The 20,175-nt window shown below is 67.3% G+C and carries 19 protein-coding genes; 8 read left to right on the top strand and 11 right to left on the bottom strand.

Translation table 11 applies throughout. The annotated features are described in order from the left end of the window. Positions 1-70 precede the first annotated feature (70 nt). Together E3U25_RS09500 and E3U25_RS09495 are read left to right on the top strand one after the other, a co-directional pair. Entirely contained in the window at positions 71-820 is a 750-nt protein-coding gene (locus E3U25_RS09500; protein WP_072462526.1) for an NAD kinase, read from the top strand. 82 nt (positions 821-902) lie between these two features. Then, on the top strand, positions 903-2,498 hold the full coding sequence (locus tag E3U25_RS09495; RefSeq protein ID WP_116220549.1) for a peptide chain release factor 3: 1,596 nt from the start codon (positions 903-905) through the stop codon (positions 2,496-2,498). A gap of 964 nt (positions 2,499-3,462) precedes the next feature. Here E3U25_RS09495 and E3U25_RS09490 read toward each other — a convergent pair. Further along, positions 3,463-3,885: an OsmC family protein gene (locus E3U25_RS09490; RefSeq protein ID WP_116220550.1), complete on the bottom strand. Its 423-nt coding sequence runs from the start codon at positions 3,883-3,885 to the stop codon at positions 3,463-3,465. Positions 3,886-4,133: 248 nt separating this feature from the next. Further along, on the bottom strand, positions 4,134-5,270 hold the full coding sequence (locus E3U25_RS09485) for a deoxyguanosinetriphosphate triphosphohydrolase (protein ID WP_116220551.1): 1,137 nt from the start codon (positions 5,268-5,270) through the stop codon (positions 4,134-4,136). A 75-nt stretch (positions 5,271-5,345) separates the two neighbouring features. Between E3U25_RS09485 and E3U25_RS09480 the strand changes: the two genes are divergently transcribed. Together E3U25_RS09480 and xth are read left to right on the top strand one after the other, a co-directional pair. Beyond that, on the top strand, positions 5,346-5,681 hold the full coding sequence (locus tag E3U25_RS09480; protein WP_072463508.1) for a HesB/IscA family protein: 336 nt from the start codon (positions 5,346-5,348) through the stop codon (positions 5,679-5,681). Between the two features lie 57 nt (positions 5,682-5,738). Continuing rightward, a complete protein-coding gene (xth, locus tag E3U25_RS09475) occupies positions 5,739-6,524 on the top strand; it encodes an exodeoxyribonuclease III (RefSeq protein WP_036754905.1) in 786 nt (261 codons plus the stop codon). A gap of 95 nt (positions 6,525-6,619) precedes the next feature. On the opposite strand, the gene recF is transcribed toward xth, so the two are convergent. The 6 genes from recF to mutM form a co-directional block, all read right to left on the bottom strand. After that, positions 6,620-7,702: a DNA replication/repair protein RecF gene (gene recF / locus E3U25_RS09470; RefSeq protein WP_116220552.1), complete on the bottom strand. Its 1,083-nt coding sequence runs from the start codon at positions 7,700-7,702 to the stop codon at positions 6,620-6,622. Continuing rightward, entirely contained in the window at positions 7,699-8,817 is a 1,119-nt protein-coding gene (dnaN, locus tag E3U25_RS09465) for a DNA polymerase III subunit beta (protein WP_036754911.1), read from the bottom strand. The genes recF and dnaN overlap by 4 nt, the downstream gene beginning before the upstream one ends. 92 nt (positions 8,818-8,909) lie before the next feature. Beyond that, positions 8,910-10,253, bottom strand: a complete 1,344-nt coding sequence (dnaA, locus tag E3U25_RS09460) for a chromosomal replication initiator protein DnaA (protein WP_114537622.1) — start codon at positions 10,251-10,253, stop codon at positions 8,910-8,912. Between the two features lie 509 nt (positions 10,254-10,762). Further along, a complete protein-coding gene (gene rpsT / locus E3U25_RS09455; RefSeq protein ID WP_036754914.1) occupies positions 10,763-11,032 on the bottom strand; it encodes a 30S ribosomal protein S20 in 270 nt (89 codons plus the stop codon). A gap of 152 nt (positions 11,033-11,184) precedes the next feature. Continuing rightward, a complete protein-coding gene (locus tag E3U25_RS09450; protein WP_072463505.1) occupies positions 11,185-11,961 on the bottom strand; it encodes an enoyl-CoA hydratase in 777 nt (258 codons plus the stop codon). A 119-nt stretch (positions 11,962-12,080) separates the two neighbouring features. Beyond that, positions 12,081-12,926, bottom strand: coding sequence for a bifunctional DNA-formamidopyrimidine glycosylase/DNA-(apurinic or apyrimidinic site) lyase (gene mutM, locus E3U25_RS09445; RefSeq protein ID WP_072463504.1), 846 nt, complete (start codon positions 12,924-12,926; stop codon positions 12,081-12,083). A 98-nt stretch (positions 12,927-13,024) separates the two neighbouring features. Between mutM and ubiE the strand changes: the two genes are divergently transcribed. From ubiE to E3U25_RS09425, 4 genes are all read left to right on the top strand, one after another. After that, the gene (gene ubiE / locus E3U25_RS09440; protein ID WP_116220553.1) at positions 13,025-13,777 is read left to right on the top strand and encodes a bifunctional demethylmenaquinone methyltransferase/2-methoxy-6-polyprenyl-1,4-benzoquinol methylase UbiE; all 753 of its coding nucleotides are present in this window, start codon (positions 13,025-13,027) and stop codon (positions 13,775-13,777) included. A 2-nt stretch (positions 13,778-13,779) separates the two neighbouring features. Next, on the top strand, positions 13,780-15,315 hold the full coding sequence (gene ubiB, locus E3U25_RS09435) for a 2-polyprenylphenol 6-hydroxylase (protein WP_116220554.1): 1,536 nt from the start codon (positions 13,780-13,782) through the stop codon (positions 15,313-15,315). Positions 15,316-15,375: 60 nt separating this feature from the next. Next, the gene (locus E3U25_RS09430) at positions 15,376-16,194 is read left to right on the top strand and encodes a TIGR00282 family metallophosphoesterase (RefSeq protein WP_116220555.1); all 819 of its coding nucleotides are present in this window, start codon (positions 15,376-15,378) and stop codon (positions 16,192-16,194) included. A gap of 99 nt (positions 16,195-16,293) precedes the next feature. Next, positions 16,294-18,072, top strand: coding sequence for an SLC13 family permease (locus tag E3U25_RS09425; RefSeq protein ID WP_116220556.1), 1,779 nt, complete (start codon positions 16,294-16,296; stop codon positions 18,070-18,072). Between the two features lie 148 nt (positions 18,073-18,220). Here the strand turns inward: E3U25_RS09425 and olsA are convergent, their stop codons facing one another. The 3 genes from olsA to E3U25_RS09410 all read right to left on the bottom strand — a co-directional run bounded on the left by olsA (position 18,221) and on the right by E3U25_RS09410 (position 20,149). Then, a complete protein-coding gene (olsA, locus tag E3U25_RS09420) occupies positions 18,221-19,054 on the bottom strand; it encodes a lyso-ornithine lipid O-acyltransferase (RefSeq protein WP_116220557.1) in 834 nt (277 codons plus the stop codon). Next, positions 19,051-19,830 (bottom strand): L-ornithine N(alpha)-acyltransferase, encoded by a 780-nt coding sequence (gene olsB / locus E3U25_RS09415; protein WP_072463499.1) that lies wholly within the window; start codon positions 19,828-19,830, stop codon positions 19,051-19,053. The genes olsA and olsB overlap by 4 nt, the downstream gene beginning before the upstream one ends. A gap of 139 nt (positions 19,831-19,969) precedes the next feature. Next, positions 19,970-20,149: a DUF3553 domain-containing protein gene (locus E3U25_RS09410; RefSeq protein ID WP_036754938.1), complete on the bottom strand. Its 180-nt coding sequence runs from the start codon at positions 20,147-20,149 to the stop codon at positions 19,970-19,972. Positions 20,150-20,175: the final 26 nt, after the last annotated feature.

Raw genomic sequence — 20,175 nt, 5'->3', positions numbered from 1 at the left:
CGCCTTGGTGGTAGATATTCCATGCGTCGCCGGGACTTGCTTCCGCCCGGCGGCTGGCCATGATGGCCGCATGAAGATGCATTTCATCGCCTCCAGCACCGAAACCGCCGTGACCGCCGCCGAGACGCTGTCCGCGCGCTACGGCCATGTGCCGATCCGCGAGGCCGAGGTGATCGTGGCGCTGGGCGGCGACGGGCTGATGCTGTCGGTCATGCACCAGAATCGCGGCCTGCCGGTCTATGGCATGAACAGGGGCACCGTGGGCTTTCTGATGAACGCCTATTCCGAGGACGACCTGCCCGGCCGCATCCGCGCCGCCGAGGAAACCGTGGTCAATCCCCTGGCCATGACCGCCGGCACCACCGACGGGCACGAGCATTGCGCGCTGGCGATCAACGAGGTCAGCATGCTGCGCGCCGGACCGCAGGCGGCGCGGCTGCGCATCAGCGTGAACGGCCGGGTGCGGCTGGAGGAACTGATCTGCGACGGTATGTTGCTGTCGACCCCGGCGGGCTCGACCGCATACAACTATTCGGCGAACGGGCCGATCCTGCCCTTGGGCTCGGACGTGCTGGCGCTGACCGCGATCGCGCCCTTCCGGCCGCGGCGCTGGCGCGGTGCGATCCTGCCCAAGTCGGCGACGGTGCGCATCGACGTGCTGGACCCCGACAAGCGCCCGGTGATGGCCGATGCCGATTCGCGCGGCGTCGATTCGGTGCTGTGGGTCGAGATCCGTTCGGAAAACACCATCCGCCATCACCTGCTTTTCGACCCCGGCCACGGGCTGGAGGAACGGCTGATCCGCGAACAATTCGTCTGAGCCGCGATTCCGTTCGAGCCCGATTCCCTTTGAGCCGCGATTCCATTTGAGACTGTGCGCGGCGCGCGCTAAACGGCCGGGCATGATGAACCGTCCCGAACTTCCGCCCGAAATCGCCCGCCGCCGCACCTTTGCGATCATCTCGCACCCGGACGCGGGCAAGACCACGCTGACCGAAAAGTTCCTGCTGTTCGGCGGCGCGATCCAGATGGCCGGCCAGGTCCGCGCCAAGGGCGAGGCGCGGCGCACGCGCTCGGACTTCATGAAGATGGAGCAGGACCGGGGGATTTCGGTCTCCGCCTCGGCCATGAGCTTCGATTTCGGGCCCTATCGCTTCAACCTGGTGGACACGCCCGGCCACAGCGATTTCTCCGAGGACACCTATCGCACGCTGACCGCGGTGGATGCGGCGATCATGGTGATCGACGGCGCCAAGGGCGTCGAAAGCCAGACCCGCAAGCTCTTCGAGGTCTGCCGGCTGCGCGACCTGCCGATCCTGACCTTCTGCAACAAGATGGACCGCGAAAGCCGCGACACCTTCGAGATCATCGACGAGATCCAGGAAAACCTGGCCATCGACGTGGCGCCGGTCAGCTGGCCCATCGGCATGGGCCGCGACTTCATCGGCGCCTACGACCTGCTCAACGACCGGCTGGAGATCATGGACCGCGCCGACCGCAACAAGGTGGCCGAGTCGATCCAGATCAGCGGGCTCGACGATCCGAGGCTGGCCGAGCATGTCCCTGCCGACCTGCTGGAAAAGCTGCGCGAAGAACTGGAGATGGCGCGCGAACTGCTGCCCGCCTTCGACCGCAAGTCCTTCCTGGAAGGGCACATGACGCCGATCTGGTTCGGTTCCGCCATCAACAGCTTCGGCGTCAAGGAGCTGATGACCGGCATCGGCGAGTTCGGCCCCCAGCCGCAGCCGCAGAACGCCGCCGAGCGCCAGATCGCCCCCGAGGAAAAGCCGGTGACGGGCTTCGTCTTCAAGGTGCAGGCCAACATGGACCCCAAGCATCGCGACCGGGTGGCCTTCGTCCGCCTGGCCTCGGGGCATTTCGAGCGCGGGATGAAGCTGTTGCACGTCCGGTCCAAGAAGCCGATGGCAGTCAGCAACCCGGTCCTGTTCCTGGCCGCCGACCGCGAGCTGGCCGAGGAGGCCTGGGCCGGCGACATCATCGGCATCCCGAACCACGGCCAGCTGCGCATCGGCGACGCGCTGACCGAGGGCGAGGCGCTGCGCTTCACCGGCATCCCCTCCTTTGCGCCCGAGCTTTTGCAGACCGTGCGCGCGGGCGATCCGATGAAGGCCAAGCACCTGGAAAAGGCGCTGATGCAATTCGCCGAGGAGGGCGCGGCCAAGGTGTTCAAGCCGATGATCGGCTCGGGCTTCATCGTCGGCGTGGTGGGGGCGCTGCAATTCGAGGTGCTGGCCAGCCGCATCGAGCTGGAATACGGCCTGCCGGTGCGCTTCGAATCCTCGCAATTCACCAGCGCGCGCTGGGTGTCCGGGTCCAAGGACAAGGTCGAGGCTTTCGCCAATACGAACAAGGGCCATATGGCGCAGGACCATGACGGCGACCTGGTTTACCTGACGCGGCTGCAATGGGACATCGACCGCGTAGAGCGCGACCATCCCGATCTGAAGCTGACGGCGACCAAGGAGATGATGGTGTAAGCGCGCCGATCTCGGCAAAAGCCCGGCTTGTCTGACGGGCTATGGTGCGCGCATGTCGCCCCGCGGTTCCTGAACGGCGTGGAGGAGACCACAAAGCCGACCTTCGCCAAAGGAGTTATCGTAGGCTGACCTTCATCTTTGCTGATATCGCGGTTTTACGCAACACACCGGGGGGGTAGCAGTGTACGACCAATTAGTTCGTGAAATAGGCGGGCGATGGAGCCGACCTTTTGTGACCGAGGGGGACCCATTTGCTGTCGAGATAGCGATTGTCGGACTCAATCCTGCTACGCCCATAACGCCGGCCGAATGCCCTATAGAGACTTATAGTGAGCTTTTAACCGACAGATCTGCTTTCGAAGAAGTTTATCAGCGGCTCAGGGTCGCGAGAGGTAAGTCCAGTACTTCACCTACACGCAAGCGGCTGTCTCAGCTCGTAGAGGCCTATTCTCAGTTCCGAGTAGCAGAAACTAATTCGAATGCGCTCCCCACGAAGGACTCGTCGGAGTTGCAGCGGTCTCCAGTTCGGTCCATCGGCGCACAGATCGCAACGGACTATTTGTCCTCTCTACGGCCGCTGATGGTTATCGTTCATGGCGATGAAGCAAAGCAGGCCGTACTGGGTCGTCGCATCTTGGAATGTGGCCCCGCCAATCTCTCTTCCGGGCCGTTTCACCAATTTGGGGATGCCAAATGGATGGGCCGACCAACTAGGTGTCTCCTGATCCCGCATCTCGTCAGCAGAGCCAAGGGCTGGGACAGAATGGAAATTGCGCAAATAGTTTCGCGATGTCGGCCATGATCGGGCTGTTGAGGCTACCGGCGTGACGGCAGTGTGAGGCGATGCATTCCGCCAGCGAGGATAGTTGCCGCTAAGCGGGATTACCGAATGTCCGCTCCGTCCCGCATAACCGCCACCTCGACCGCATGCGGCACGGCGCAAGGCCGCACCGCATGGCCGATCTCATGCCACCGTCACGTCCATCGTCACCTCGGCGTTCAGCACCTTGCTGACCGGGCAGCCCTTTTCGGCCTTGCGCGCGCAATCCTCGATCACCGCCTTGTCGCCGTCGCCCCAGATCTTGGTGTTCAGATGCGCGGTCTTGATGGCGAAGCCGTCGCCTTCCTTGGCCAGCCCGATCTCGGACGTCGTCTCGATCCGCACATTGCCGATCCCCACCTCTTGCAGGATCATCGACAGCGCCATGCTGAAACAGGCGGCATGGGCCGCGCCGATCAGCTCCTCGGGGTTGGTGCCGGGCAGCCCCTCGAAGCGGGTGTTGAAGCCATAGGGCTGGCTGCTCAGCGCCCCGGACTTGGTCGAAAGCGACCCCTTGCCGTCCTTGAGCCCGCCCTCCCATTTCGCCGAACCGGAATTCACGATCATCGCCGTTCTCCTTTTCTGCCGTGACCTGGGGGGCGAACGCGCGATCCCTTGCGCGAGTTCAATCGCCCGTCCCCGGCGCGCAGGGGAAGGGCTTCCACCTGCGCAACCAGATCGTCGGGAACGCCCCGTCCTCGGCGCGCACAGGGAAAGCGTAGCACAGCCGGCGTGCCCGCCACGGCAAAAAGCCCCGTCCCCCGGCGCGTAGGGAAAGCGCATGCCGGCCATCCCGTCGCCAGCGGCGCCCGTCCTCAGCCCAGCAGGCGCTGCGCCTCCTGGATGGCGAAGCGGTCGGTCATGCCGGCGACGTAGTCCAGCACCACCCGCGCGCGCCCGGTCTCGTCCCCGGTGGCCTCGGCGGCCTCGAACCAGGTCGGGGGCATCTTCGAGGGGTCGGCCAGGAACAGCGGGAACAGCCCGTTCAGCATCTCGGTCACGCGCTGCCTTTCGACCACCACCGAGGGGGCGCGATACATGCGCTGGAACAGGAACAGCTTGATCGCCTTGAGATTCTGGTAAAGCGGCTTGGAAAAGCGGATGATCGGCCCCTCCATGTCGCGGATGTCCTGCGCGCTTTGCGGCTGCAGGCCGGTCAGGCGGTTCTGCGCCACCGCGATCACATCCTCGACCATCACGCCGAAGACGCGGCGCAGCGCCTCGTGCCGGCGCCGCATCGGCGCCAGGCCGGGATGCAGGGCATCGACCTCGGCAAAGGCCTCGCCGACGACGGGCAATTGTGCCAGATCGGCCTCGGTGAACAGCCCCGCGCGCAGCCCGTCATGCAGGTCGTGGTGGTTATAGGCCACGTCGTCGGCCACCGCCGCCACCTGCGCCTCGGCGCTGGCATTGCTGTGCAGCTCCAGATCCCATTCCGCATTCACCTCGGCCAGGGCATAGGGCAATTCGCCGGTCACGGGACCATTATGCTTGGCGATGCCCTCCAGGCTTTCCCAGGTCAGGTTCAGCCCGTCGAAATCGGCGTAATGCCGTTCCAGCCGGGTCACGATGCGCAGCGCCTGGGCATTGTGGTCGAAGCCGCCATAGGGCGCCATCAGCGCGGCCAGCGCATCCTCGCCGGTATGGCCGAAGGGCGGGTGGCCCAGGTCATGCGCCAGCGCCACCGTCTCGGCCAGGTCGGTGTTCAGCCCCAGCGCGCCGGCGATGGTGCGGGCGACCTGCGCCACCTCGATCGTATGGGTCAGGCGGGTGCGGTAGTAATCCCCCTCGTGCTCGACAAAGACCTGGGTCTTGTGCTTCAGCCGGCGGAAGGCGCTGGAATGGATGATGCGGTCGCGGTCGCGCTGCCAGGGGCTGCGAAAGGTGGACATGCGCTCGGGCCAGCGGCGGCCGCGGCTGTCTTGGGGCTGGCAGGCATAGGGTGCCGTCATCTGGTCCTGCGTTCCTTGCGAGGGTTCGGGCCAGAGCCTATATTCCAGACCGGAAGTCGGAAACGGGAACGCCCCATGAACACAGGTCTGAACCTGCCCCCCAAGGTCACCGAACGCGCCTTTGCGCGCCTGGCCGAGATCAACGAAGGCGGCCCCGCCCGGCCCCTGCGGGTCGCGGTCGCGGGTGGCGGCTGCTCGGGGTTCCAGTATGACATCCGCCTGGACGAGGCGGCCGAGGACGACCTGGTCCTCAGCGGCGCCGGGCAAACCGTCGTGGTCGACCCGGTCTCGCTGCCCTTCCTGGCCGGCGCCACCATCGACTTTGCCGACGAATTGATCGGGGCCCGCTTCACCATCGACAACCCCAATGCCAGCGCCTCCTGCGGCTGCGGCACCTCGTTTTCGATCTGACCGCGGGTTTTCGATCCGGTCTGGCGCGGGCGCGCCGGGCCGGCTAGTCTCGCGCGCATGAAGATCGCGACATTCAACATCAACGGCATCCGTGCCCGTATCGAGACCCTGACCGGCTGGCTTGCCGAAGCCCGGCCCGATGTCGTGGTCCTGCAAGAGATCAAGACCCAGGACGAGGGCTTCCCGCGCGAGCCGATCGCCGATCTGGGCTACAATATCGAAACCCACGGGCAAAAGGGCTTCAATGGCGTGGCCATCCTGTCGAAGCTGCCGCTCGAGGATGTCAGCCGCGGCCTGCCGGGCGACGACGGCGACGAACAGGCCCGCTATATCGAGGCGACGGTGGTCGGCCATCGCGCGGTGCGCATCTGCGGGCTTTACCTGCCGAACGGCAATCCGCAGCCGGGGCCGAAATTCGACTACAAGCTGGCCTGGATGGAGCGGCTGCACGCGCGGGCCAGGGCGCTGCTGGCGACCGAGACGCCGGTGGCGATGCTGGGCGACTACAACGTCATCCCCGAGCCCCGCGACGCCGCCTTCCCGGAAAAATGGCTGGACGATGCGCTGTTCCAGCCCGAAAGCCGCGCCGCGCTGCGCCGCATCCTGTTCGACGGCTGGGCCGATGCGGTGCGCCTGCGCCATCCGGGCAGCACGCGCGGCCCCTTCACCTTCTGGGACTACCAGGCGGGCGCCTGGCAAAGGGACAACGGCATCCGCATCGACCACGTGCTGCTGTCGCCGCAGGCCGCCGACCTGCTGATCGACGTCGGCATCGACCGCGACGAACGCGCCAAGGACAAGCCCAGCGACCACGTCCCGGTCTGGATCGACCTCGACGCCTGATGCGCTTCTCCGTTGGACAAATACCCAGGAAACGGCCGAGCGTTCCGGCGTCCGAAGGGTGGTCCCGACGGACAAGGAAACCCGTCAGGGGCCGATCACGAGCCGTCCCCGACCAGCCGCGAGCTGTCGCCTTCGCGTGCGACCGCCAGGGATTGCGCCCGGCCGCTCAGCGCCGCGAACAGCTCCGGGCCGGTGCCGGTCAGCCAGGCCTGCGCCCTGAGTGCGCAGATCTCGTCGTAAAGCGCGGCGCGGCGATCGGCATCCAGATGCGCCGCCACCTCGTCCAGCAGCAGCACCGGGCTTTCGTCGGCCAGCGCACGGGCATTGGCCAGGATCAGCGACAGAAGCAGCGCCTTTTGCTCGCCGGTCGAGGACAGGGCGGCGGGCATCGCCTGCGGCCCCCAATGCGCGCCCAGATCGGCGCGGTGCGGGCCGGTCAGCGTGCGCCCGGCGGCCATGTCGCGGCCGCGCCCCTCGGCCAGCCGGGCGGCGATGCTGTCCGGGTCGGGATCGTCGGCCGCGCCCTCGCCGGGCAGCAGCACCAGGCTGGCCCAGGGAAACGCGGTCTCGGCCCCCTGCTGCGCCGCCATGATCCGGGCGATGGCGTCCAGCCGGTTGCGCGTCAGGGCCGCGCCCGCCTCGGCCATCTGCGCCTCCAGCGCGCGATACCAGCCGGCGTCGCGCACCTCGTCGCGCAGCAGCCGGTTGCGCTCGCGCATGGCCTTGTCGTAAGCCAGCGTATCCTCGGCATGGCCCGGCGTGAAGCTCAGCGTCACCCGGTCGAGGAAGCGCCGCCGCTGTTCGGGCGCATCCGTCCACAGCCGGTCCATGGCGGGGGTCAGCCAGATCACCCGCATCAGCCGGCCAAGCGCCAGCTGGGTCGAGGGCTTGTCGTCGATCACCACCTCGCGCGGCTGGCCGGGCAGGGCGCGGGTCAGCACCTGATGCTGGCCGATCTCGGCCCGGATCTGCCAGCCGACATCAGGCCCCTTGCGGGCCTGGTCGCCGGGCGCCGCGCCGCGCATGCCGCGGCCGGGCGACAGCATCGAGACGGCTTCCAGGATATTGGTCTTGCCCGCCCCGTTCGGGCCATGGATGGCGATGGGGCGGTGGTCGGCCTCGATCTCCAGCCTGGCCCAGCTGCGGAACTGGGTCAGGTGCAGGCGGCTCAGCGTCACACGCGCATCGGCATGACGACATAGACCGCGCTGGTGTCGCCGCCCTCGCGGATCAGCGCCGCGTCGCCCGAGCCGTTGAACAGGAAGACCGCGTTCTCGCGCTCGATCTGGCTGGCGATCTCGTGCAGGTATTTGGCGTTGAAGCCGATCTCCAGCGGCTCGTCGGCATAGGCGACCGGCAGCTCTTCGTCCGCCGCGCCGGCGTCGGGTGCGTTCACCGACAGCACCAGCCGGTCCTCGTCGAGCGACAGCTTGACGGCGCGCGAACGCTCGCTGCTGACCGTTGCGACCCGGTCCACCGCCTTGGCGAAATCGCCGGCATCGACTTCCAGCTTGCGGGTATTGCCCGAGGGGATCACGCGGGAATAATCCGGGAAGGTGCCGTCGATCACCTTCGAGGTCAGGGTGATCGTCGGCGTCGCGAAACGCACCTTGGTCTCGCTGACCGAGACGGCGATCTCGGCCTCGTCATCGTCCAGAAGCTTGCGCAGCTCGGCCACGGTCTTGCGCGGCACGATCACGCCGGGCATGTCCTCGGCCCCGGCGGGCAGCGGCGCGTCGATCCGCGCCAGCCTGTGGCCGTCGGTCGCGACGCAGCGCAGGCTGGGCCCGTCCTCGGCCTGCGCGACATGCATGTAGACGCCGTTCAGGTAATAGCGGGTCTCTTCGTTCGAGATGGCGAATTTCGACTTGTCGAACAGCCGCCGCAGCACCGCCGCGGGGGCCGAGAAATTCGCGCTGTATTCCGACGAGGACATGACCGGGAAATCCTCGCGCGGCAGGGTCGCCAGGCTGAAGTTCGACCGCCCCGCCTGCACCGAAAGCCGCCCCGAGGCGGCATCCAGGCTAAGCTGCACCAGCGCGCCGTCGGGCAGCTTGCGGGCGATGTCGTTCAGCATCCCGGCCGAGACGGTGGTGGCGCCGGGCCGTTCGACCTGCGCCGTGGCGCGGTCCACGATCTCGGTATCCAGGTCGGTTGCGCGGAAGCTGACGCCGTCCGGCGCGGCCTCGATCAGCACGTTGGCAAGGATCGGGATGGTGTTGCGGCGTTCGACCACGGACTGGGCCTGGGAAACGGCTTTCACCAGATCGGCACGTTCGATCGAAAATTTCATGGTCAACCCTTATGTCGTTCTGGCCTCGTCCCGCACCCGGCGACGCGGGGCGCCAATGTGGCACAATCCCGCGCAAGGTCAAGCAGATGCGTTCACGCCTCCAGCAGGCGACGCAGCAGGTCGATGTCCTCGGCCAGGCTGCGGTCCGAGCCGCGCAGCTCCTCGATCTTCCTCACGCCATGCATGATGGTGGTGTGGTCGCGCCCGCCGAAGCGGCGCCCGATCTCGGGCAGGCTGCGCGAGGTCATCTGCTTGGACAGATACATGGCGATCTGCCGCGGCCGGGCGACGGTGCGCACCCGCTTGGGGCCGATCATGTCGGCCAGGCGGATGTTGTAATGCTCGGCTACCTTGCGCTGGATCTCCTCGATGGAAACCTTGCGGTCGTTGGCGCGCAGGATGTCGGCCAGGCATTCCTGGGTCATGTCCAGCGTGATCTCGCGTCCCATCAGGCTGGCAAAGGCGAACAGCCGTTGCAGCGCGCCCTCCAGCACCCGGACATTCGAGGTGATGCGATGGGCCAGGAACTCCAGCACCCCCGGCGCGATCTGCAAGCCGGGATATTGCGCGCGGAAACTGTCGGTCTTGCTTTGCAGGATGCCCAGGCGCAGCTCGTAATCGGTCGGGTGCAGGTCCACGACCAGGCCGCATTGCAGGCGCGACTTGATGCGCTCTTCCATGTCCTTGATCTCGCCCGGCGCGCGGTCGGCCGAGATGACGATCTGCTTGCCCTGGTCGACCAGGGTGTTGAAGGTGTGGAAGAATTCCTCCTGCGTGGAATCCTTGCCGGCGATGAATTGCACGTCATCGACCATCAGCACGGAAACGGTGCGGAACAGTTCCTTGAAATCCATCACCGTGCGGTCGCGCAGCGCCTGGACAAAGCGATACATGAACTGCTCGGCCGACAGGTAAAGCACCCGCGCCTCGGGCTGGCGGATCTGGATCTCGCGGGCGATGGCATGCATCAGGTGGGTCTTGCCCAGGCCGACGCCGCCGTAAAGGAACAGCGGGTTGAAGGTGACGGGGCCGCCCTCGGCCACCCGGCGGGCGGCGGCATGGGCCAGCTCGTTGGGCTTGCCGACCACGAAATTCTCGAAGGTGAAGCGACTGTCCAGCGGCGCGGCCAGCTCCTCCTCGCCCGCGGGGCGCGGGGCGGGGCGCTTGACGGCGGGCGCCGCGGCCTGGCGCGCGGTCTGGCTGCGGGTCTGGAAGCTCAGGCGTTGCACGGGGCCGCCCATGCGGTCCAGCACCTTCAGGATGTCGTCGCTGTAATGGCGCGAGACCCAGTCGGACAGGAAACGGGTCGGGCAGGCGATGGTGGCGGTGCCGTCCTCGACGCCGGTCAGGCGCAGGGGCTCGATCCAGGTCGAGAAACTGTCGGCTCCGACGATCTTCTGAAGTTCTTCACGCGCCTGCCCCCAAAGTCTGTCCATCTCGCCCAGTTCCGTCTCTTGTCCCCACATGCCGCCGGCATTTTCCGGCGTGAGGCGATTCGGTGCCGCGGCCTGAACGCAATACGTTTCGGCAACAAGAAGACCCCGCCGCCAAGGCGACGCATGGGCCATCTTGCGGCCGAAACTTGCAGACACGCAGCGCAGTCCGGTGGCAGCCGGCTTACGCTTCATCGGTAGCGGATCTTGTCCGATCCTGCTGCCACCCTGCCTGTCGGCGGCACGGCCGACGGTTCAGGGCATGTCCCCCAGGCGCGACGGTGAATCGCAGGGAACAAGCTAGCAAGAACCGCGCCCGGCCAGCAACCGATCTTCGCGCTTGACAGTCACTTTGCCTGATCGAATCTCGCGGCCCGGCCGTAAGGGGGGGGCAGGGACGAAAATGCTGAAAAGCCAAGGAAAAACCATGGCTTCCTTATGCGAAAGGGCGCGCCTGGATAGAGCGCGCCCCTGGTGGATTCCACCGATAGTTGCGAAAATGCCGCAGCGGCTCAGGCGGTGCCCAGGGCCTTAACACGGGCCGCGAGGCGCGACATCTTGCGCGAGGCGGTGTTCTTGTGGATGACGCCCTTGGTCACGCCGCGCATCAGTTCGGGCTGGGCATTCTTCAGCGCTTCGCGGGCGATTTCGGCATTGCCGCCGGCGATGGCTTCCTCGACCTTGCGCAGGAAGGTGCGGATGCGCGAGCGGCGGGCCTTGTTGACGGCGGTGCGGCGCTCGATCTGGCGGGCGCGCTTTTTCGACTGGGGCGTATTGGCCATGGGTGCGGTCCTATCTGTTCTTCATGTCTCGGTTGCGCAAAGCCCATGGCGCCGTCCGCAGAAACGGACGGTCATGATTCTTGCCTTAAGCGGGCCCACGCGCATGTAGCCCGGCCCTATACAGTGGACCGGCCCCGATGCCAAGCGCCAAATCAACGGTCGCGGAACTGCGGCTCGCGCTTTTCCAGAAAGGCGGCCATGCCCTCCTTCTGGTCCTCGGTGGCAAACAGCGCCTGGAAGCTGCGGCGCTCGAACAGGATGCCCTCGCGCAGGGTGGTCTCATAGGCGCGGTTCACCGCCTCCTTGGCGGCCATGACGGCGATCTGGCCCTTCTCGGCGATCTTGCGGGCCGCGGCCAGCGCCTCGGGGATCAGCTTCGCGGCCGGCACGACGCGGCTCACCAGCCCCGAGCGCTCGGCCTCGGCCGCATCCATGAAGCGGCCGGTCAGGTGCATCTCCATCGATTTCGACTTGCCGACGAAACGGGTCAGCCGCTGGGTGCCGCCGATGCCGGCGATCACGCCCAGGTTGATCTCGGGCTGGCCGAACTTGGCGTTGTCGGCGCAGATGATGAAGTCGCAGGCCATGGCCAGCTCGCACCCGCCCCCCAGCGCATAGCCCGAGACCGCGGCGATGATCGGCTTGCGCGTCGCGGTGATGCGGTCGATCTCGGGGCCGAACAGCTCTTCGGCATAGACGTCGACAAAGCTCTTGCTGGACATTTCCTTGATGTCGGCGCCGGCGGCAAAGGCCTTTTCGCTGCCGGTCAGGACGACGCAGCGCACCTTCTCGTTCCGGTCGGCCTCGGCCAGCGCATCGCCCAACTCGCCCAGAAGCTGCGCGTTCAGTGCATTCAGCGCCTCGGGCCGGTTCAGCCGGATCAGCGCCACATAATCGTCGATCTCGACGGTGAGGGTCTGGTAAGCCATCGACTCTTCGCCTTTCGCAAGCAAGTTGACCGCGACTCGTAACAAATGCGCGAGGCCAAGGCCAGCGCGCTTCTCTGTTGTCCAAATACCCCCGCCGGAGGCAGCGGCCGGCGGCCGCTTCACCTCTGGCAGAGCGGGCAGAAAAAGCTGGACCGGCCGGATTGGACGATGCGCTGCACCGCGCCCGCGCAGCCCGGCGTCGGGCAGGGCGCGCCCTCGCGGCCATAGACGCGGAAGGAGTGCTGGAAATAGCCCAGCTCGCCCGTGGCCTGCCGGTGGTCGCGCAGGGACGATCCCCCGGCGGCGATCGCCTCTTCCAGCACGGCGCGGACATGGCCGACCAGCGCCGCCAGTTCGGGGGCGGCGACCGCTCCGGCCAGCCGGCGCGGGTCGATGCCGGCGCGATGCAGCGCCTCCGAGACATAGATATTGCCCAGCCCCGCCACGATTCGCTGGTCGAGCAGCGCCGCCTTGACCGGCGTGCGCCGCCCGGCCAGGGCCCGCCCCAGTGCCTCGGGGGTGAAGGCGTCGGACAGGGGCTCGGGCCCCAGATGCGCCAGCAGCGGATGGGTCGCGCCCGGCGCCACCAGGTCCACCATGCCGAATCGCCGCGCGTCGTTGAAGGTGATGCGCGTGCCCTGGTCGGTCCAGATCACCACATGGTCGTGGCGCGGCAGGATCGCCGGGTCGCGGTGGAACTCGCCCTGGCTTTCCCCCTCGATCAGCATCCGCCCCGACATGCCCAGGTGCAAAAGCAGGCTGCCGCGATCCTCCAGCTCGGCCAGGATGTATTTCGAGCGCCGCCGCAGCCGCGTCACCCGCGCCCCGGTCAGCACCTGCACCAGGTCCGGCGGCAGCGGCCAGCGCAGGTCGGGGCGGCGGGCCTCGGCGCGGGCGATCACGCGGCCTTCAAGATGCGGCTCAAGGCCGCGCCGGACGGTTTCGACCTCTGGCAGTTCTGGCATTTTCTTCCCGTTCGTCGCATGGTGCGGCCGCGGCCTTGCTATGGCGCGCGGCGCGCTTTCGGACTATCTGGGCGCGAAACGACGGATGGACAAGCGACATGACCCCTGACGAGCCAAAGCAGACCCATTTCGGCTTCCGCACCGTGGCCGAGACGGACAAGGCCGGGCTGGTCCATGGCGTCTTCTCGCGCGTGGCCTCGCGCTATGACGTGATGAACGACCTGATGAGCGGGGGCATCCATCGCATCTGGAAGACCGCGATGATGGACTGGCTGGCGCCGCGCGACGGCCAGCACCTCCTGGACGTGGCCGGCGGCACCGGCGACATCGCCTTCCGCTTCCTGGAGCGCGCGCCGGGCGCCCGCGTCACCGTCTGCGACATGACCGAGTCGATGCTGGTCGAGGGCCGCAAGCGTGCCGAGGCCGGCCAGCTCGCCTCGCGCCTCGCCTGGGTGACGGGCGACGCGATGCAGCTGCCCTTCGCCGACGACAGCTTCGACCGCTACACGATCAGCTTCGGCATCCGCAACGTCACCCGCATCCCCGACGCCCTGGCCGAGGCGCGCCGCGTGCTGCGCCCCGGCGGGCGGCTGATGGTGCTGGAGTTCAGCCAGATGCCGGTGCCGATGCTGCAATGGCTCTATGACCGCTACAGCTTCAACGTGATCCCGGTCATGGGCCAGATCGTCGCCAACGACCGCGACAGCTACCAGTATCTGGTCGAATCCATCCGCAACTTCCCCGACCAGGAAACCTTTGCCGCGATGATCCGCGAGGCGGGCTTCGGCCGCGTGCAATGGCGCAACCTGTCCATGGGCATCGCCGCGCTGCATTCGGGCTGGAAGCTGTAACGATGCGCGGCCCGCACAACATCTGGCGCCTGATCCGCACCGGCGCCACCTTCGAGCGCACGGGCGCGATGAAGGTCGCGCTGGACGCGGCGAACGCGCCCGCCGGCATCCGCTTCGCCGCCCGCATCCTGGGCTGGCCCTTCGCCTGGCTCGGCTACAAGGGCGACCCGGCGCTGCCGCCCGTCACCCGCGCCATCACCGCGCTGGGGCCGGCCTATGTGAAATTCGGCCAGATCCTGTCGACCCGGCCGGACGTGGTGGGCGTGGAGCTGGCCAACCAGCTTTCCATGCTCCAGGACCGGCTGGCGCCCTTTGCGCAGGAACAGGCGCGCCGCACCGTCGCCGCCGAGCTGGGCCGCCCGGTCGAGGCGCTGTTCAGCGAGTTCTCCGAGCCGGTGGCCGCCGCCTCGATCGCGCAGGTCCATCGCGCGCGGCGGCTGGACAATGGCCGCGAGGTGGCGGTCAAGGTGCTGCGGCCCGGCATCGAATCGGCCTTTCGCCGCGACATCGACGCCTTCCATTTCGCCGCCGGCATGATGGAGCGGCTGTCGCCCTCGACCCGCCGGCTGCGGCCGCGCGACGTGGTCGCCCATTTCGAATCGGTGGTGACCGGAGAGCTGGACCTGCGGCTCGAGGCTGCCTCGGCCTCGGAATTTGCCGAGAACACGTCGGGGGACGAGGGGATGGCGGTGCCCGCCCCCTATTGGCACCTCAGCGCGCGGCGCGTGCTGACCACCGACTGGGCCGAGGGCGTGCCGATGGGCGATGTCGCGGCGCTGCGGGCGGCCGGGCACGACCTGCCGACGATCGGCGCGCGGGTGCTGCAGCTTTTCCTGCGCCACGCGCTGCGCGACGGCTATTTCCACGCCGACATGCACCAGGGCAACCTGAAGGTGGCCAGGAACGGCGACATCGTCATCTATGACTTCGGCATCATGGGCGAGATCGACGAATACACCCGCCGCGTCTATGCCGAGATCCTGATGGGCTTCATCCGCCGCGACTACGAACGCGTCGCGCGGGTGCATTTCGAGGCGGGCTACGTGCCGCGCGACCGCGACATCAAGGAATTCGCCCGTGCCCTGCGCGCCGTGGGCGAGCCGATCTTCGGCGCCGATGCCAGCCGCATCTCGATGGCCAACCTGCTGGCCTATCTGTTCGAAGTGACCGAGCGCTTCGGCATGGCCACGCGGACCGAACTGATCCTGCTGCAACGCACCATGGTCGTGGTCGAGGGTGTGGCGCGCTCGCTCGATCCGCAGATCAACATGTGGGAAGTCGCCAAGCCGGTGGTGGAAAGCTACATCCGCGACAACCTGGGCCCCCATGCGGCAGTGCGCGACTTGACGCGGGCGGCGCAGGTTCTGGGGCGCTTCGCGCCGCTTCTGCCGGAATACCTGGAGCGCCGCATGCCCGAGTTGCTGCGCGAACCGCCGCCCCCGCCCGAGCCGCGCCGGCGTCCGGGCCTTGTCGCCGGCATGGCGCTGGGCGCCGTCGTTGCCCTGGCGGGCGCGGCCTTCGGCGCATGGCTGGGGTAAGATGCCGCCCGGCCTCCGCCGGGGCTTGAGCGTGCCCCGGCTTTCGCCTAACGCTGTCGCATGCGGATTCTCTATCTTGGCGATGTGATGGGCCGCGCCGGCCGGCGCGCGATTGCGGAAGGGCTCGGCCCGCTCAAGGAACGGCTGGGCGTCGATTTCACCGTGGTGAACGGCGAAAACGCCTCGGGCGGCATGGGGCTGACCGGCGGCCATTCCAAGCTGATCCTCGAGGCCGGCGCCGATTGCATCACCCTGGGCGACCATGCCTTCGACCAGAAGGAGATGCTGTCCTATATCGAGACCGAGCCGCGCGTCATCCGGCCGCTGAACTATTCCAAGGTGGCGCCCGGCCATGGCGCGCGGGTCTTCGAGGCGACGCGCGGCCGCAAGGTGCTGGTGGCGCAGGTGCTGGGCCAGGTCTTCATGAAGCGGCCCTTCGACGATCCCTTCTCGGCTATCGACGCGGTCCTGCGCACGCATCCGCTGGGCGGGCTGGTGCAGGCATCGGTCGTGGACATCCATGCCGAGGCCACCAGCGAAAAGATGGCCATGGGCCATTGGTGCGACGGCCGCGCCAGCCTGGTCGTCGGCACCCATACCCATGTGCCGACCGCCGATACGATGATCCTGAACCGCGGCACCGCATACCAGACCGACGCCGGCATGTGCGGCGACTACGACAGCGTGATCGGCATGGAAAAGGCCGAGCCGCTGCGCCGCTTCCTGACCGGCATGGCCTCGGAACGCTTCACCCCGGCCGAGGGCGAGGCGACGCTTTCGGGCGTGCTGGTCACAACCGATGACCGCACCGGCAAGGCGGTCGCGGTCCAGGCGGTGCGCCAGGGCGGCAGGCTGGATGCCACGCAGCTTCCTGCCTGAAGGCGACGGTGCCTCGTGCTTTTGCTTGCGGCGGCGGAGAAAATAATTCTATTACCCATCGAAAGGGCCGTGATTTAACGGCGCACGGGACAGGATTGCATGCTGGGCTTTGAACTGACCGGAACCAATGCGGCGGTGGCGATGCTGATCGTCGTGACCATCATGTTCATCGAGTTCATTCGCGAAAAGCACCCGCCCGAAGTCGTGGCCATCGGCACTGCCGCGGTGATGCTGCTGCTGGGCCTTCTGCCGATCAAGGACGCGGCCGGGGTGCTGTCGAACTCGGCGCCCTGGACCATCGCCTTCATGTTCCTGATCATGGGCGGACTTCTGCGAACCGGAGCTTTGGAAATCATGTCCCGCCTCGTGACCGCACGGGCGACCAGCCATCCGCGCTTCACCATCGGCGCGCTGTTCCTGTTCGTGATCCTGGCCTCGGCGATCATGAACAACACGCCAGTGGTGGCGGTCATGATCCCGATCTTCATCCAGCTGGCGCTGCGACTGGGTTTCTCGCCCTCGAAGCTGCTGATGCCGCTGAGCTATTTCACCATCCTGGGCGGGATGATGACGCTGATCGGCACCTCGACCAACCTGCTGGTCGACGGCGTGGCCCGCGAACAGGGCATGGTGCCCTTCACCATCTTCGAGATCGCCCCGGTCGGCATCGCCATCACGCTTGCGGGCATCGCCTATTTCGCCGCCATCGGCTGGCGGCTTCTGCCCGACCGCACCTCGCTGGCCGGCTTCCTCGGCACCCGACGCGAGATGAAATATTTCACCGAGGTCGCCATCCCCGAGGATTCCAGCCTGGTCGGCCAGCCGGTGCTGGCCGCGCCGATCTTCAAGCGCGAGGCGGTGCGGGTGATCGACGTGCTGCGCGGCGACGCCTCGCTGCGCCGCAACCTGGCCGAGGTGGTGCTGGAACCGGGCGACCGCGTGGTGCTGCGCTCGGAAATGGCCGACCTGCTGGAGATGCAGGCCAACAAGAATTTCCAGATGGTGGACAAGCTCAGCTCGGTCGCGACCAACACGGTCGAGGTGCTGATCTCGCCCGGCGCGCGGCTGGTCGGGCGGCGGCTGGGCGACATGCGCCTGCGGCGGCGCTATGGCGTCTATGTTCTGGCCGCGCATCGCCGCAGCCAGAACATCGGCCGCCAGCTCGACGACCTGGTGGTGCAGGTCGGCGACACGCTGCTGCTGGAAGGCGCGCCCGAGGACATCGCCCGGCTGGCCGCGGACATGGAACTGGTCGATGTCTCGCGCCCCTCGGCCCGGCCCTATCGCCGCGCCAAGGCGCCGATCGCTATCGTATGCCTGCTGTCGGTGGTCACGCTGGCGGCGCTGGACGTGGCGCCGATCATGGCGCTGGCCTTCATGGCCTCGGCGATCATCCTGATCACCCGCTGCGTCGATGCCGAAGAGGCGTTCTCCTTTGTCGATGCCCGGCTGCTGGCGATGATCTTTGCCATGCTGGCGGTGGGCGAGGCGCTGGAACATACCGGCACTGTCAACCTGGTGGTGGATGTGGTCGCGCCCTATCTTTCCGGCCTGCCGCCCTTTGCCACGCTGATCGCGGTCTATTTCCTGGGCCTGGTGATGACCGAGGTGCTGTCGAACAATGCCGTCGCGGTGCTGCTGACGCCGGTCGCCATCGCGCTGGCGAAATCGCTGGGCCATGACCCGCGCGCCTATGTGGTGGCGGTGATGTTCTCGGCCACGGTCGCCTTCGCCACGCCCATCGGCTACCAGACCCATCTGATGGTCTATGGCCCCGGCGGCTACAGATTCAGCGATTTCGTCAAGGTCGGCGTGCCGCTGGACATCATCTGCGGCATCGTCGCCTGCCTGACCATCCCGCTGTTCTGGCCGCTCTAGGCGGCGGCGCGGTCTCGGCGTCACGGCTGCCGGGGTATTTTAACAACAGAGAAGGCGAACCTCTGGAGCTCCCCGGCCTGCTTGGGCGTGCCTTGCGGCTTTCTCTGTTGCACAAATACCCATGCGACAGCGCCGTCGGCGCGGCGCGTCAGCCCTGGTCGAAGCCCTGACGCACCGCCGTTTCCGCCTTGGCGGAAAGCGTCTTGCGGGTCTCTGCCGCGACCGGGATCGGCGACAGCAGCCGCACCGCGACCGAGCCCTGGCGCGGCTCTGCCAGCACCGCGAGCAGATGCGGCCCCAGGTCCATGTCGCCCCACCAGCCGTAGAAGCGGGGATCGCGGCCCTCGGGCGCATGATAGGTCGCGCTCATCGGCTGGATCGCCAGCCCCTCGGGCAGGGCGGGATCCAGGAAGCCCTGGAACAGCGTCGGCTTGAAGGGCAGCACGCGGCGCCCGTCGCTGCTGGTCCCTTCGGGGAAGAACAGCAGCCGGTGGCCGGCGCGGGTGCGGGCGGCAAATTCCTCGGCCTGGGCGCGGGCGAGCCTGGGGTCGCGGGCGACGAAATGCGTGTCGGTGACGCGGGTCAGGATATTGATCCCTGGCCAGCCCGCCACCTCGGATTTCGAGACGAAGAACACCGGCATCGCTGCGTTCAGCACGAAGATGTCGAGCCAGCTGGAATGGTTTGCCACCACCGCGCCGGGGCCGCGCATCGGCCGGCCGATGCAGCGCCAGCGCAGGCCCATGATCCCCAGGCAGATGCGGCAGACGCCCTGCACCCAGGGGCCGGTCAGCGGGCGGCGCGGGCCGGTGAACAGCCGCTCGGCCAGGCGCAGCGGCAGGATCAGCAGCACGCCGAGCGCCAGCACCAGGACGATGCCGCTGCCGCGCAGCAGCACCAGCAGCCAGCCGAGCGCGCCGGGCCGTGGAATGGCCGGCGGCGCGACCGCGTCCCGCCAGGTGGCGCGGTTGCCCTCGCTCATTGTCCCTGCCGGGCTTCGTAGAACCTGCGGTGCTTGGCCGACATCGCCTGGGTATCGACCATCAGGAACACATCGGTGGTGTTGAAGGCGCGGTCGAGCCAGGCGCCTTCGCCGACCATGCCGCCCAGCCGCAGATAGGCCTTGATCAGTGCCGGCATCCCGGTCATGGCGGCGCGGCGATCCAGCTGTTCGGGCGCAACCAGGTCCATGCGGCGATAGCCGTCGGGCCGGGCGCGGGGCCGGATCGCCTCGGGCGCCAGGTGGTGGTGGTAAAGCCAGGACAGCGGCTGGGCCAGCGCCTGCACGTCCGTGCCATGGAACGAGGCGACGCCGAACAGGATCTCGATCCCGCGCGCCAGCACGTAATCGGCCAGCGCATTCCACATCAGGAACATGCCCGAGCCGCCGCGATAAGCCGGATCGACGCAGGACCGGCCCAGCTCCAGCAGCGACCGCCCCGAGGCGCGCAGCGGCGCGAGGTCGTATTCGCTGTCGCAATAGAAGCGGCCAAAGGCCTCGGCCCGGTCGCCCGGCAACAGGCGATAGACGCCGACCACATGGTCCAGCGCCTCGCGCGAGCGGCGGTCGTCCACCAGCACCAGATGATCCACCACCGGGTCGAACTCGTCGCGCTCGAACCGGTTCACGTGGTCGACCAGAGGGCCGTCGCCGCCCAGTTCCTCGACGAAGACGCGATAGCGCAGGCGCTGCGCGGCCAGAAGATCGGCTTCCTCGGTGGCGAGACGGGTCGCGAAATAGGAGGTTTCCGGCGTCATCTTACGGCCTGCTATCCCCGGCTTATGGCATCTTGCGCCCGTGTCTAGGCGGGGGAACGCGACATTGCAACCGCCAGCAGGCCCGGCGTTTCAACAGCGGTTGACTCGCGCAAAAGTTGAATTACTCTGCAATGGTCGCCTAAAAAGGGTCGGTTGTGACCAGTTCAAGATTGATATGTCTGCCGTTCACCACCTGCTTGCCGGCATTGGTGAAATTGATGGTGATGCGGTCACCGATGCGCGACTGGACCTGCCCGGTGCCCCATTCCGGCGCGCCGGGATGGCGCACGATCATGCCGGGTTCCAGGATTTCATTCATCTCACGCCCTTTCCCGAGACAGCATG

This window comes from Paracoccus versutus (genome assembly GCF_029909795.1).
GTDB lineage: Bacteria > Pseudomonadota > Alphaproteobacteria > Rhodobacterales > Rhodobacteraceae > Paracoccus > Paracoccus versutus.
Note: the sequence above shows the minus strand (reverse complement) of the source record. Positions and strands in the feature narration are given on the sequence as shown.